The organism is Collinsella sp. AM44-11, from assembly GCF_003467145.1.
GTDB lineage: Bacteria > Actinomycetota > Coriobacteriia > Coriobacteriales > Coriobacteriaceae > Collinsella.
This window is the reverse complement of record NZ_QSFE01000006.1, coordinates 26,449-40,192: the sequence shown is the minus strand read 5'-3', so window position 1 is coordinate 40,192 and position 13,744 is coordinate 26,449. Positions and strand designations below refer to the sequence as shown.

General features: G+C 57.6%; 12 protein-coding genes. 5 read left to right on the top strand and 7 right to left on the bottom strand.

Going from position 1 to position 13,744, the window contains the following annotated elements; genetic code table 11:
- Positions 1-432: 432 nt before the first annotated feature.
- The 5 genes from DW943_RS10355 (at position 433) to DW943_RS05195 (ending at position 3,834) form a co-directional block, all read left to right on the top strand.
- The gene (locus DW943_RS10355; RefSeq protein WP_147348625.1) at positions 433-651 is read left to right on the top strand and encodes a hypothetical protein; all 219 of its coding nucleotides are present in this window, start codon (positions 433-435) and stop codon (positions 649-651) included.
- A gap of 284 nt (positions 652-935) precedes the next feature.
- Positions 936-1,559, top strand: coding sequence for a flavodoxin family protein (locus DW943_RS05210; RefSeq protein ID WP_117862377.1), 624 nt, complete (start codon positions 936-938; stop codon positions 1,557-1,559).
- A gap of 17 nt (positions 1,560-1,576) precedes the next feature.
- Positions 1,577-1,918 (top strand): arsenate reductase family protein, encoded by a 342-nt coding sequence (locus tag DW943_RS05205; protein ID WP_117746163.1) that lies wholly within the window; start codon positions 1,577-1,579, stop codon positions 1,916-1,918.
- 86 nt (positions 1,919-2,004) lie between these two features.
- Complete coding sequence (locus DW943_RS05200; RefSeq protein WP_117862376.1) at positions 2,005-3,135, top strand: GTP-binding protein; 1,131 nt, start codon at positions 2,005-2,007, stop codon at positions 3,133-3,135.
- 99 nt (positions 3,136-3,234) lie between these two features.
- Positions 3,235-3,834, top strand: coding sequence for a tRNA (cytidine(34)-2'-O)-methyltransferase (locus DW943_RS05195; RefSeq protein ID WP_117862375.1), 600 nt, complete (start codon positions 3,235-3,237; stop codon positions 3,832-3,834).
- A 183-nt stretch (positions 3,835-4,017) separates the two neighbouring features.
- Here the strand turns inward: DW943_RS05195 and DW943_RS05190 are convergent, their stop codons facing one another.
- The 7 genes from DW943_RS05190 to DW943_RS05160 all read right to left on the bottom strand — a co-directional run bounded on the left by DW943_RS05190 (position 4,018) and on the right by DW943_RS05160 (position 13,615).
- Positions 4,018-5,079 carry a hypothetical protein gene (locus DW943_RS05190; RefSeq protein ID WP_117862374.1) on the bottom strand — a complete coding sequence of 354 codons (1,062 nt, stop codon included), beginning with the start codon at positions 5,077-5,079 and terminating at the stop codon, positions 4,018-4,020.
- Positions 5,080-5,088: 9 nt separating this feature from the next.
- On the bottom strand, positions 5,089-5,760 hold the full coding sequence (locus DW943_RS05185) for a DUF4230 domain-containing protein (protein WP_117862373.1): 672 nt from the start codon (positions 5,758-5,760) through the stop codon (positions 5,089-5,091).
- 213 nt (positions 5,761-5,973) lie between these two features.
- Positions 5,974-6,822, bottom strand: coding sequence for an FxLYD domain-containing protein (locus DW943_RS05180; RefSeq protein ID WP_233543603.1), 849 nt, complete (start codon positions 6,820-6,822; stop codon positions 5,974-5,976).
- Between the two features lie 161 nt (positions 6,823-6,983).
- Positions 6,984-7,586, bottom strand: a complete 603-nt coding sequence (locus tag DW943_RS05175; RefSeq protein WP_117862371.1) for a recombinase family protein — start codon at positions 7,584-7,586, stop codon at positions 6,984-6,986.
- A 255-nt stretch (positions 7,587-7,841) separates the two neighbouring features.
- Entirely contained in the window at positions 7,842-10,334 is a 2,493-nt protein-coding gene (locus DW943_RS05170; protein WP_117862370.1) for an excinuclease ABC subunit UvrA, read from the bottom strand.
- A 65-nt stretch (positions 10,335-10,399) separates the two neighbouring features.
- On the bottom strand, positions 10,400-11,518 hold the full coding sequence (locus DW943_RS05165; protein WP_117862369.1) for an ATP-binding protein: 1,119 nt from the start codon (positions 11,516-11,518) through the stop codon (positions 10,400-10,402).
- 93 nt (positions 11,519-11,611) lie between these two features.
- Positions 11,612-13,615, bottom strand: coding sequence for a translation factor GTPase family protein (locus DW943_RS05160; RefSeq protein ID WP_117862368.1), 2,004 nt, complete (start codon positions 13,613-13,615; stop codon positions 11,612-11,614).
- Positions 13,616-13,744 lie beyond the last annotated feature (129 nt).

Here is a 13,744-nt window from a genome sequence, read left to right as displayed (position 1 = left end):
TTATTTCTAATTATTTGTAATGGATATGTAATGGATTCAAAAGCTGTAAGTTTGAGTCCTACATATTAAAGACATTGACGGCTTCCTCGGACCTAAAGTAGATGGCAGATTCCCCAATCATGAAAACCGTTATATAAGCCCACCCTAAAACTCAATTTGTTCTTTTTATTATAGGACAATCTTTCGCCTCATCTTTATCTGTTTTTAGAAAAAGGACGATATGAAAGAAATCGGAGAATTTGTACCCTTTGGCTTGCTCTTTTACAAACGTATTCCCAATACGTTTTAACCATGCGACACTCGCCTTAAGGTCGAAATATAAACGAGGCGAGGCCGGACTACGTCACATACCGCAGGACGGGGGCACAGATCAGATTCACCTATCATGAATTCATCTGCGCGATAAAACTGTGCATGCAACTTTACCGCACTATGAACTACATCGTGCGGGACATGAAGGAGTCGACGACCCGCCAGCTTCACCCGCTTGAAAACACCCGCAAGCGACGGCAGCGTGAAAAGCAATTGGCCTCCGGGGAAACCTCTGCGGAGTTCTCGATCTCCGTATTTGTCGAACTGCCAATTCTGCCACGCTGCCACTTCCTGCCCGCCGAGGTCATTCCTCAAGCCGCACAGCAGCCCGCCTTCTAAGACCTCAGAGTTCGCCATCGAAGGCGACCTTCCCAGGCTCCTCACAATCGGCTTGCATGAGGCCCCGCGCCCCAACATCCTCTGGACCGTGTCCCTCTCGTACCTGGTGAGCGCGCCCGCCGTTGGCCCTCGGGGCCGGCTTCCCGGCCCCGAGAAACACTCGGATGAAGCTACCAATCGAGACGGGGCGCATGATGGGCGGCCGCTGGAATCGCGCCCCACGCCATCTGCCCGCTCGTGCGATAATCCTCCGCAGAAGTCACCGACAGCAGAGGGAGTTTGTGATGAAGGTTCTTTTGGTCAATGGCAGCCCCAAGGCAAACGGCAACACCGCCCGCGCACTCGCCGAGGGCGTCGAGCAGCTCAACGCCGAGGGTATCGATACCGAGGTGTTTCAGCTAAGCGCTAAGCCCATTCGCGATTGCATCGGTTGCGGCCAGTGCGGCAAACTCGATTGCCGCTGCACCTTTGACGACGACATGGTCAACGAGTTGATTGCCGCCGCCGAGCAGGCAGACGGCTTTGTCTTTGGTTCGCCCGTCTACTACGCGCACCCCAGCGGACGTATCCTCTCTGCCCTCGACCGTGCATTCTATGCTGGCAGCAAGGCCTTTGCGCACAAGCCGGGCGCCGCTGTCGCCGTTGCCCGCCGCGGTGGCACGTCGACCACCTTCGACGTGCTCAACAAGTACTTCACCATCAACCAGATGCCCGTGGTGGCATCCACCTACTGGAACAACGTCTTTGGTGCCATGCCGGGCGAGGCCGCCCAGGACGCCGAAGGCCTTGCCACCATGCGAAACATCGGCAAAAACATGGCCTGGCTGCTGCGTTGCATCGAGGCGGGAAAGTCCGCCGGCATCGAAGCGCCCCAGGCCGATCGCGCTAGGACCAACTTCATCAGGTAGAACGGCGGAACATAGATATGAATATTCAAATTTTCGGGACTAAGAAGTCCTTCGATACCAAGAAGGCCCAGCGTTTTTTTAAGGAGCGCCGCATTAAGGTGCAGTTTATTGACCTTAAGGAAAAGGAGATGAGCAAGGGCGAGCTCACGAGCGTGATGCAGGCGGTTGGCGGCATCGACAAGCTGCTCAACCCCAAAGCCAAGGACGAGGAGACGCTCGCACTCATCCAGCACCTCACCCCCAGCCAACGCTTCGATAAACTGCTCGAGAACCAGCAGGTTCTGGCCGAGCCCATCGTGCGCAACGGTAAGAAGGCCACCGTCGGCTATTGTCCCGATGTGTGGGGAGCCTGGGAGTAGCCTGTGTTATTTGTCGGCGCGTGGGTATAAGAGCTGGCGTTTGGCATAAGATTCAACTGTAAGCCATGTCTAACAAAGGAGGGCACATGCCCAACAAACCCGTGAAGATCATCATGCTTACCGGCTACCTCGGTGCCGGCAAGACCACGCTGCTCAACCACATCCTCGCCAACGACGGCGGCATCCGCGCCGCCGTGATCGTCAACGATATCGGCGAGATCAACGTCGACGCCAGCCTTATCGCCGACGGCGGCCTTTCCGAGACCGACGACCTCATCCCGCTCACCAACGGCTGCATCTGCTGCACGCTTTCGGACGACCTGGCCAACCAGCTGCAGGGCATCGCCGATTCGGGCAAGTTCGACTACATCATCATCGAGGCCTCGGGTATTTGCGAGCCTATCCCCATCGCCTACACCATCTCGAGCTTCTGCGACGAGGCCAAGGTGGGCGGCGAGCCCAAGCTCGCGCTCGACAACATCGTGGCCGTGGTCGACTGCGCCCGCATGTACGACGAGTTCAACGGCGGTCGCGATCTGCTAGCCGAGGATATCGACGAGGACGACATCGAGAGCCTGCTCATCCAGCAGATCGAGTTTTGCTCCACGCTGATTCTTAATAAGACTGACACCGTCACCCCCGAGCAAATCGCAGAGCTTAAGGCCATTGTGCGCAGCCTGCAGAAGGACGCCGTGATTATCGAGGCCCAAAACGGCGAGGTCCCCATGGAGGAGCTGCTCGACACCGACCGCTTCGACTTTATGCGCGCCTACAACTCCGCCGCCTGGATCGAGGCCATGGAGCATCCCGAGGAGCACGACGACCCCGAGGTGCTCGAGTACGACATCGAGACCTTTGTGTACTCGCGCCGCAAGCCGTTCGACCTGCAGAAGTTCACCGATTTTGTTGAGCAGGAGTGGCCCGATGAGGTCATTCGCGTCAAGGGTCCGCTGTGGCAGACCGGCGATCCGGACATGTGCTACATGTTTGAGCAGGCCGGCCACCAGATGCGCCTGATGGAGAACGGTCTGTTTGTCGATTCTGCGCCCGAGGGCGAAAAGCAGAAGATTATCGACGAGAACCCCGAGATCATGCAGATTTGGGACGACGAGACGGGCGACCGCATGACGAGCCTGTGCATCATCGGCCGTCACATGGACAAGGACGCGCTCATCGCCGCCCTCGATGCCTGCCTGACCGACTGGCACCGCGCCTAGGCTATCGAAGCGGGCGTTTTCTGCCCACGTAACCGCCAAACCACCACGAAGGTGCCTGTCCCCTTCGTGGTGGTTTTTCATTCTGAGCCAAGGAGATTCATGTTCAATATCGTGCTGTACGCGCCCGAGATTCCGGCCAATACGGGCAATATCGGCCGTACCTGCGTGGTCACCGGTACCCGCTTGCACCTGGTGGAGCCGCTGGGCTTTTCGCTCGACGACAAGACGGTGCGTCGCGCCGGTCTGGGCTACTGGCAAAACTTGGACGTGACGACATATGCCGGCTGGAAAGATTTCCTTGCACGCAACGGTCTCTCCCCCGCCAACGAGCGCCTGCACCTGCTGACCAAAAAGGCGCGCCGAACCTATGCGCAAAGCACCTACCGCGACGGTGACTATCTGGTCTTTGGCAGCGAGAGCTCGGGGATTCCCGAAGAGCTGCTCGCCGCGGCGCCTGAGCGCTGCGAGCGCATCCCTATGCTGCGCGATTGCGACTCGCTCGATAACGCCGAGGTTTGGGAAGCCCACGAGGAATCGCTCGGGCATACCGAGGACAGCCACGAGGCCATCCTTCAACAGGACATCTGCGGCAACTTCGTCAATCCGGACGACTACCGCATCAGCGCACTCAACCTCTCCAACAGCGCCGCCATCGTCCTCTACGAAGCCCTGCGCCAAACAGGCTTTCCAGGAATGTGACAAAGGGACAGCCCCTTTGTCACATATCGCAACTACTAATTTAAATGGAATTAACCGGTTTTAAACGCTTTTAACTAGAAAAATTGCCAGTATATTACTAGCTTTTACTGAGTTGCACCGTATGGGTTTATACGCTTCCACCCCGTAAAGGACAGGAACCCCGCAGCAAATGGTCCCCACACATCAGAATTCAACTTCAAATACAAACGATTGCCGGAGCTCTCGCTTAGCTTGGCTTGTCAGGCTCGAATTCGCCCTTATGTTCAGTTTGCTGCATGCCTCGTCGATAGCCATAGCAAGTGATACAGACATGGTCATGGTCGTTTCACTTTTCAATTCGACCCGATAGCTCTTCGCCTTGTTTTTATCCTCTCCACCACATCTCGTCTCAATTAACAAGAGAACATCTGAGTCATGGGCATACCAATGGAGCTCAGGGCGCTGTGGAACCATGTCGCCCTCAAATTCCTGTGTAAACAGAATTTTCTTCTCACTTCTCGTTGAATCGCTCAAGGAACCGTCGATTCGAACCGAGCCCCTCTTTCCCGCCTTGGCATTTCCCTTAACCTGGCGGCCTCGCCGAGTTTCCTCGTACTCCGTCACCTCCAGCTTGCAGCGCTTCGCGCCAAGCATGAACGCAATCCGTCTCAACTCGGCCATCTTGTCTTGTTGCATGGTTGCGAAATAAGAGTCAAGGTCAACAAAGCGAGACCGATCAAAAGCATCTATGTAATATGTGGAGTAAAGAGATGGTTTAGGATAGAAAGACAATTCGCTATCCCCGATTGCCTCGCGGTACAGATTGAAAATCTGCGTGCCCTTAACAGTATCCAGCCAACCAATAGCATCTCTACAGGCGTCGATGCCCCGACGCTCATTTCCGTCAACAATTCGAATCATGTTCGGCAAATGGAATGAAGGACTCTGATAGGTCTCCTTGGTTACCGGCCTGTATCTATTAAGCTGCTGCTGGTATGCCCAATCGTTGACCGCGTCACCGATATCCGCAGCAGTACCTGCCGCACCATCGGCCGCATCAGCAATAGCTGCCAAGGCGTCATCGACCAGCGGAGTTGCAGCACGCATTGCACCATCGGCAACTTTCTGTACGGTTGCAACCGCGCCCGCCATCGCGCTTCCGGCGCCATCAACCAACCCGGCAGCGGCCTTACGGATATCAAAACTCTGCTTATGTCGCGGCGGCTCCTCCCTTTCGACAACAGCCAGATCGTCTTTATCCTCCATTGTGACCTCCTATTTCCGATAGTCGAAATCAACCGTATATTCATCGCCAAATGCCGAGTTGAACATCGCGCGGATATTTGCTTCGGCGTTCACCCGTGCCTCTTCGAGCAGGTCGCCATCCTTGATGGCCTCGCTTTCACTCCGCTCCTTACACTGCGCTTCAAACGCCGTGACGTCTTTGACCTCAATGGGATTGAGGATGTTGTTGCGCTCCTCGAGAGCGCCCGATTTCTTCATATCCGGCGTGTTTGAAATTACGTAAGGCTCATCCATCGTAATGGTCAGCTTCTTCTTGTTTGTATGTATCTCTGCCGTCTCGAGATTCACGCCCGCCTTAATGGTTCCAACATAGCGATACCAAAAACTGTTTTCTGTAAACGGGATATCAAACCAATCGAAGAACCTCTTGGTATCTGTCACCTTATCGACAATCGTATAGTTCTGCGATGCAGAAACCATCTCATTCTGGGAAGCAATACGTTCAAACACAACCGACGGGGAGAGCGTATTGGGGGTCGCTTCTTTTGCACCCGCAGCTTTGCCGTTATTAAAGATGCTAATAAAAAGTACAGCTACAATCAGCCCGCCAAGCGCCAAGCCCGCGATGAATACCTTGGGTTTCGTCAGAATTCTCCCGAGTTTCGCTTTCAGCGCCCCCATGCCTTCCTCCAACTCATCCATCCCCTATTCCTTTCAAAATCCCTGCTATTTAAGAAACTGCCGTAGGTTATACCTCATGCCTAAATTGTCGTTTTCAGCATGTCTTTAAACGAGGGCAGTTGTTTGCAATCCGAAATATACTCATTCGTTCGCAGCACTTGTTGTTCAATAATTGGCATAAAACGGGCAGGTCAACCATTCATTGCCGATTAACCCGCCCCTTCCGTGCAGAACTTATTTATTTACATCGTAGCTGGAAACAGATGCGACAACGCGCGCAGCGTCAACATCGGACATTGCCTCGAACTTGACTTTCTCACCCGGCGCCCACGAAGAGGTGTCCGCATAGGTCTCCTCCGCTTTGATGTCATCTGCATCATAGAGAGCAAGTGTCAGGCTGACGTTAGAGAACGATATACCAGAGGTGTTCTCAACTACCGCCGTATACGTATACAGACCGTAACCGTCATCCGATTTTTCGAAATTTGCTCCTTGAATCAAACTGTTGATGGCATCCTCATAGCGGGTCTTCTCTGCTACGGACTTTCCATTCTTAATTAAGTCGTTGAAATCATCCTTATATTTTTCCCCTACTTCCAGCCCGTAATTATCAACAAGCTTCTTGAGTTGCGCAGACCGCTTATCGTAGACTTTATTCCACTCTTCGTAATAATCCGCAGACGATTGCGAGTAGTCCTCGGTAACCTTAAGCTGGTCATCAAGCAGATTCAGATACGTGATTACGTCCTGTTGCATCTTGGAATCTTTAAACCTAGCGTTCTTGAGTTCCTTGTCGTTCTTGATTTCAGCCTCAATAGCTTCCTGGATATTCTCGATTGAATGAGGATCATCATCGTTTGCATTAGATTCAATGACGTCGGACCTTCTCTCAAACCCGGCGGCGATAACATTCATTGCCTTATCGTCGACATATTTCGACTTTGCAGCGTTTGCATCATTCTGTGAACAGGCCGAAATGAACCCCAGAGAACAGATGAGCAGAACAAGCAAGCCCATCATGGGCTGCTTTTTAGTAGCATTTCGTTTCATGGCTATTTCCCTTCGATTGACGTTACAGCTCATAACCCCTCGTCAAAAAGCAGACGAATTGGCAACGCGGTGGCACTATTTGGTTCCAGGGCGTGAACTGGATAAACATCGAGGGAAGGAGTGGGCTCTGTGCGATAAACTCCCCTCTTCAAAATGTCTAGTTAAAGAGGACGGACAGACGGCGAACGGTCATATCAGTTCGTGTCCGCCCGTCTCCAACGATCGAACGTCGATGCGCTGACGTTCAGGAGCGTTGCGGCCTCTCGCCTCGTAACTTCACCCCCTTCAAATGATTTGATGACATCGTTATAGCCATCCGGACGTTCGAGCGCCGGCCTCCCAAATCTCACGCCACGCAGGCGCGCCGACGCGATACCCTCTGCCTGGCGCTGCTTGATGTTCTCGCGCTCCAGCTGCGCCACGTAGCTCAAGATTTGAAGGACCAGATCCGCCATGAACGTTCCCGTGATGCCATCGGGTTGCTCGCGCGTATCGAGTAACGGCATATCAAGCACCACGATGGCAGCACGCCTATCCACCGTGATGCGTCGCCATTCATCGAGGACTTCACGATAATCGCGACCCAATCGGTCGATACTTTTGATCACGAGAACGTCACCCTCGCGCAACCTGCGAAGAAGACGCTGGTACTGGGGACGTCTAAAGTTCTTACCGCTTGCCTTGTCAGCGTAAATCTGACCCTGTTGAACGGGAAACCTTCCCAGTGCGTCTAACTGACAATCCAAGTTCTGGTCCGCGGAAGAGACACGCGCATACCCAAAGATTCGATTGTCCATAATTGCCCCTATCGGCCGCCTCTTGGCAGCATCGGCTCAAGCGAGAGCCCACTCACTATAGGGCGTGCAAATTTCGCGAATGGGCTGAAGTCATTTTGGTCCTCAGGCACAAGCTGTTCAAGTGCTACGTCGACAACATGCTAGCTTTTAACGGTAATTAACTGCTTTTAACTAGAATTGGCTAGAAAAGAAAAGCGTGATGCTGACAGGCCTTGCCGGCATGTGACAAAGGGACTGTCCCTTTGTCACATTCTGCTAGAGGTAGCGGCCAGTGACGCTTGCGGAGCAGGCCGCAGTGTCATCCGGCGTGCCGGTGCACACGATTTGCCCGCCTGCGTCACCGCCGCCCGGGCCCATGTCGATTACGTAATCGGCGTTACGGATAAGGTCGAGGTCGTGTTCGATCACGATGACCGTGGCGCCCTTGGCAACAAGGCCGTCAAACACGCTCAGCAGTACCTGAACATCGAGCGGATGCAGGCCGATGGTGGGCTCGTCGAACACGAATACGGCATCGTCCTGCACGCGGCCCATCTCGCTCGCAAGCTTAAGTCGCTGCGCCTCGCCGCCCGAGAGCGCCGGCGTGGGCTCGCCGAGTGTGAGATAGCCCAGCCCCAGGTCGTGCAGGGTCTGCAGACGCGTCTGAACTTTCTTGAGTCCCAGTGTGGCATCGAGGGCCTCGTCCACACTCATGTCCATGAGCTGCGGCAACGTGAGCAGACTGCCGTCCTTGCCCTCGCGATGAATATGCGAGGCTGCGTCTGCATAACGCGAGCCGCGACATGCAGGACAGACAATCTCGACATCGGGCAAAAACTGCACGTCAAGCGATATCGAGCCCGTGCCATCGCACGTGGGGCATCGCAAGGCACCGGTGTTGTAGCTAAAGGCACCCGCCTTATACCCCGCCGCCTTGGCCTCGGGCGTACGGGCGAAGGCGCGGCGCAGCTCATCATGGATGTCGGCATAGGTCGCTACCGTCGAGCGTACGTTGGCGCCGATGGGCGTGGCGTCAATCAGGTTGGCGCGCGCGATGCCCTCGGCATCGACCCAACGCACGTGCCTTGGCAGGCGCTCGCCGGCCGCCTGTGCCTTGAGCGCCGGGATGAGCGTCTCGAGCACCAGTGTCGTCTTGCCCGAACCCGAAACACCCGTCACCGCGACAAGGCGGCCGCGCGGGATATCGACTTCGAGTGGTTTGACGGTATGGATGGCATCGGTCGCCATGCGGATATGGCCTAGGTCGAACATTTCGTCGTCAGCCACCTGCGGGCGCAGACGCTTGGGGTCCGAGCGCAAGAACGGCGCGATGCGGCTGCCCTGCGATTGTTCGACCTCGTCTACCGTACCGGCGGCGATTACATGGCCGCCGCCTGCTCCCGCAACGGGGCCCATCTCGACCAGATAGTCGGCTTCTGCCAGCACGCGCGTGTCGTGGTCGACGACAACCACGGTATTGCCGTCGACCACCAGATCGCGCATCACGCCCACCAGACCGTCGACATTGGCAGGATGCAAGCCGATCGAAGGCTCGTCCAGCACATACAGCACGCCCGTCGATCGGTTGCGCACCACGCGGGCAAGCTGCACGCGCTGGCGCTCGCCCGTCGACAGCGTGGCACCGGCGCGGTCGAGCGAAAGGTAGTCGAGACCCAGGTCGATCAGGCGACGGGCCGTGCTCAAAAACGAATCGCAGATGTCCCCGGCCATGGGCCGCATCTCGGTCGGCAAGGATGCGGGCACCCCACGCACCCACTCAATCGCCTCGCCCAGCGTCATGGCCGCCGCCTGCGCCAGATTGATGCCGCGCACCTGGGGCTGGCGCGCGGCCTCGGCAAGACGCGTACCGCCGCAGTCACGACACGGTCCTTCGCGCAAAAAGCGTGCAACGCGCTTGAGCCCCTTATCGTCCTTAACCTTGGCGAGCGCATTCTCGACAGTATAGACGGCGTTGTAATAGGTAAAGTCGAGCGGCGTGGCGCCCTCGCCGTTTTTGGGAACGTAGAGAATGTGCTTCTTAACCGCCGGGCCATGGAACACGATATCGCGCTCTTGGGGCGTGAGCTGGTTAAACGGCACGTCGGTGCGCACGCCCATCTCGCCGGCCACCTGTTTCATCAGATCCCACATGAGCGTGCCCCAGGGAAGCACCGCGCCCTCGTCGATGGTCTTTGACTCGTCGGGCACCAGGCTCGCCTCGTCCACTTCGCGCATAACGCCGGTACCGCCGCAGGTAGGGCACGCGCCGCCACTGTTAAAGGCAAGGTCCTCGGCACCCGGCGCATAGAACTCGCGCCCGCATGTCTGACACGCGAGCGACAGGCCCGCGGCCACGTTAAGGCTCGGCTCCACACGCGCCCCGCAATGCGGGCACACGTGATGGGCGCAGCGGCTAAAGAGCAGACGCAGACTGTTGTTGAGCTCGGTCATGGTGCCAAAAGTCGAGCGCACGCCCGGTACACTGGGGCGCTGATGCAATGCGAGTGCCGCCGGCACGTGCAGCACCTCGTCCACCTGAGCGTGCTCTGCCTGCGTCAGCCGACGGCGGGTATAGGTGCTGAGCGCCTCCAGGTAACGACGCGAGCCCTCGGCATAGAGCACCCCCAACGCCAGCGAGCTCTTGCCCGAGCCCGAGACGCCGGCAATACCCACGAGCTTTCCCAGCGGAATATCGATATCGATGTCTTTGAGGTTATGGACGCGCGCACCGCGCACCTCGATAGCACTTGGTTGTTGCGACACCGTCATCGCTCCCCTTCCTGTTAATCGAATGTGACAAAGGAATGTGACAAAGGGACAGTCCCTTTGTCACATCACTCGTGCCATAAAACACGATCGCGAATGTACTTGCCCAGCATAGGCACGCTAAACCGGACGAGACCGTATCCGGCGGCCTCGATGACGCGCTCGCGAATTAAGCTTGCGCGATATTTACTCGCCCAGCTCTGGGTGCGGTCGCAGCGCTCAATGATATCCGCCATGCGCGTCAGCTTGCCCTCGTCAACCGCCATAGCCTCGATAAAGAGGCGCTGTGGGGTGCGCAGCCCGTAATACAGAGGCGCGTCAACCGCTTCGTAGAACTCAGAGACGGCATCCGCATGACCAACCTCGACATCGCACCCTTCAATGACCTGCGAGCCACGCCGGACAGCAGACCGCCACATGTAATATCCCACCAGCTGAACCATATAGGGATGTCCCATGCTCTTGTGCGCCGCAAGGTCCGCCGTCCCCGCATCAATGCAAAGACCAGCACATTCGACCGTCTGGATATATGAATCGCGCACCCGGGGCAAAGAAATCGCCCCCAACGTACGCTGCTGGGCGCGCCGCAAAAACGTCACGCTCGGCTCTTCGAGCAGATCGTCAACCATGCTGGGCAAGCCGGCAAAGACCAGCGCAAGACCACGCTGGTCGCCATCGGGCAAGCCCGTAGCATCCTGATCTCCCAGCACCTGCTGATAAAGAACGGCGAGGGCCGCCAGCTCCTCAATAGACGCCGATTGAGCCTCGTCAATCGCAAACAGAATACCCTTGCTTGGGCCGAGTTTCTTGAGACGTTCGTTGACCAGCCCTCGCAACGTCTCGCCTTTTGCCCGCGCCGCCTCAACCGACATCCGTCCAAACGATGGGCCAAACTCCATTGACGTCACAACGGGCTTATTCGAGCGGAGTGCGTCGGCCAAGCGGTCGCATAAACCAAGCGAAGCGGAATCGGAGACAACCGCCCATCCGCGCTCACTGGCCAGACGTTGCAGCTCCCGCAGGAGAACTGTTTTGCCACAGCCGCGGTTTCCTGTAATGAGCATGAGTATGCCCGGCGCTCCGGCACCGTTATCGAGCCCCTCCTCAAAATCTTCGATGACCGACTCGCGACCGATGAGTATCGGAGGCCGCTTACCAGCCGTTGGCTTAAAGGGATTTGGATTCATGTCGGCCTCCTCGGATTGGCAAACGCTGCCTATAGTTATACCAACTTATACCGAGTTATACCAACAGCAGGTGACAAAGAGGCCGCCCTTCTATCACCTATGGCCGAAAAACTCGGCGTCTGCTGCTCGCCAGGGGCGGAAGGTGGTGGGATCGATCTTTACGTGCGCCGCGGCGGGTACGTCGTACCATTTGACCGTGTAGCCGGCGCCGTGGGCGCAAAAGACCGAGTCGGGCGTGTTGGGCAGATCGGCCTCGGGCTCATAGGCGGCCGCCTCGATGACGCGCTCGGCATCATGGCAAGCCGCATAACCGGCAAACTCAAGGTACAAATGCCCGCGGCCGCTCGTGTAGGCAGCCACCTCCAGCGCATAATCCTGTACCTCGGATGCCGGTACGCGACCCACGAGCTTCGCCCGGTCACCCGCCATCGCCGGCGGCTCGTACTCGGCGCCCATGCGCGTGACGTCCGAGAGCGCCCTGCCCACGCACTCCCCCGGCACCTCGAGCTCAAAGTGGTACCACGGCTCCAACAGTACCGCCGCACCCGCCTCGCGTGCCCGCATCAAACCCTGGCGAATCGCGCGGTACGTGGCCTGACGAAAGTCACCGCCCTCAGTGTGCTTGGCATGCGCACGGCCGCCCGTGAGCGTAATGCGCACATCGGTGATGGGCGAGCCGGTCAACACGCCCAGGTGATCGCGCTCCATGGCGTTGGTGAGCACCAGGCGCTGCCAGTTCAGATCGAGCTCGTCAGTCGAGGTAGCGGTACCAAATTGCACGCCTGAGCCCGCCGGCAGCGGCTCCAGGCGCAGGTGCACCTCGGCGTAATGACGCAGCGGTTCAAAATGGCCCACACCCTCGACCGGCTGCGAGATAGTCTCCTTATAGAGAATGCCGCCGGGCTCAAACCCAATCGAAAGGCCAAAGCGATCGGCCAATACCAGCTGCACGACCTCGAGCTGCACGGCGCCCATCAACTGCAAATGGATCTGCTCAAGATGCGTATTCCAGCTTACGCCGAGCATGGGGTCTTCGTCTGCCAACTCGGTCAGCGCTTTGAACACCGCGTGGACATCGTGTTCGCCCGGTAGCACCGTATAGGTGAGGACCGGCGCAATGACGGGCGCATCGCACCCGGGCTCCGCACCCAAGGCATCCCCCGGGCGAACGTGCGCAAGACCCGTCACGGCACAAATACCGCCAGCGGCAACTTCCTGGGCAAGCTCGTACTTCTCTCCGTTATAGATGCGCACCTGATCGACCTTTTGCTCCCATGCCTCGGCGCCGGAACGTCCGTCAATCATCTGTTTGGCATGCAGTGTGCCACCGGTCACTTTAACCCAAGCCAAGCGCTCGCCACGAACACCTCGGCTGACGCGATAGACGCGCGCGGCGAACTCCGGGGCCCACGCCTGTTCACGCATCAGCGTGCACATGCCATCCAGCAGCTCGCCCACGCCCTGGTCCTTGAGCGCCGAGCCGGCAAAGCAGGGAAAGAGCCTGCGCTCGACAACCATGCGCGACAGCGTTGCGATGGAAAGCTCACCCGTCTCAAGAAACTCCTCGAGGGCTGCCTCGTCCAACGCGGCAGCGTCCTCCCAAGCGGCGCCGCCCGCCAGCAGTTCGTTCGCATCGAGGCAGCCCTCGGAAAGACGCTGCCCAAGTTGTGCCAGCAAAACATCGCGGCCGGGATTCTCCAGATCGATTTTGTTGATAAAGATGAACGTCGGGATGTCATAGCGCGCGAGCAGGCGCCACAGGGTTTCGGTGTGTCCCTGCACGCCGTCGTTGGCGCCCACAACCAAAATCGCGTAGTCGAGCGCGCGCAATGTGCGCTCTGCCTCAGCCGAAAAATCCACGTGACCGGGGGCGTCCACAAGCATGACGTGGGCATCTCCGTGGTCGAGCACGGCCTGCGACGAGAAAATCGTGATGCCGCGCTCGCGTTCGATAGCGTTGGTATCCAGGTGCGAGTCGCCGTCGTCCACACGGCCGCGCTTGCGAATGCGACCTGCGTTGAACAGCATAGCCTCGGCCAGCGTAGTCTTGCCGGCATCGACATGCGCCAAGATTCCAACGACCGCTTGCTTCGACATGGCTCTCCTCTTATTGCAAGCCCGTCGCGCACGGCGACGGGCATTCTCGTTCCACACTGGATGATACAATTTACGGGCCGGCGGGCGAAGCGGGCCCTATCCCCCGACCGAGCTCATCGCCCCGCGTTG

Coding starts and splice junctions, on each gene's coding strand:
- DW943_RS05170 (WP_117862370.1), bottom strand. CDS start 10,334: ATGACGGTGTCGCAACAACCAAGTGCTATCGAGGTGCGCGGTGCGCGC.
- DW943_RS05205 (WP_117746163.1), top strand. CDS start 1,577: ATGAATATTCAAATTTTCGGGACTAAGAAGTCCTTCGATACCAAGAAG.
- DW943_RS05190 (WP_117862374.1), bottom strand. CDS start 5,079: ATGGAGGATAAAGACGATCTGGCTGTTGTCGAAAGGGAGGAGCCGCCG.
- DW943_RS10355 (WP_147348625.1), top strand. CDS start 433: ATGAACTACATCGTGCGGGACATGAAGGAGTCGACGACCCGCCAGCTT.
- DW943_RS05210 (WP_117862377.1), top strand. CDS start 936: ATGAAGGTTCTTTTGGTCAATGGCAGCCCCAAGGCAAACGGCAACACC.
- DW943_RS05185 (WP_117862373.1), bottom strand. CDS start 5,760: ATGGATGAGTTGGAGGAAGGCATGGGGGCGCTGAAAGCGAAACTCGGG.
- DW943_RS05200 (WP_117862376.1), top strand. CDS start 2,005: ATGCCCAACAAACCCGTGAAGATCATCATGCTTACCGGCTACCTCGGT.
- DW943_RS05175 (WP_117862371.1), bottom strand. CDS start 7,586: ATGGACAATCGAATCTTTGGGTATGCGCGTGTCTCTTCCGCGGACCAG.
- DW943_RS05195 (WP_117862375.1), top strand. CDS start 3,235: ATGTTCAATATCGTGCTGTACGCGCCCGAGATTCCGGCCAATACGGGC.
- DW943_RS05180 (WP_233543603.1), bottom strand. CDS start 6,822: ATGAGCTGTAACGTCAATCGAAGGGAAATAGCCATGAAACGAAATGCT.
- DW943_RS05165 (WP_117862369.1), bottom strand. CDS start 11,518: ATGAATCCAAATCCCTTTAAGCCAACGGCTGGTAAGCGGCCTCCGATA.
- DW943_RS05160 (WP_117862368.1), bottom strand. CDS start 13,615: ATGTCGAAGCAAGCGGTCGTTGGAATCTTGGCGCATGTCGATGCCGGC.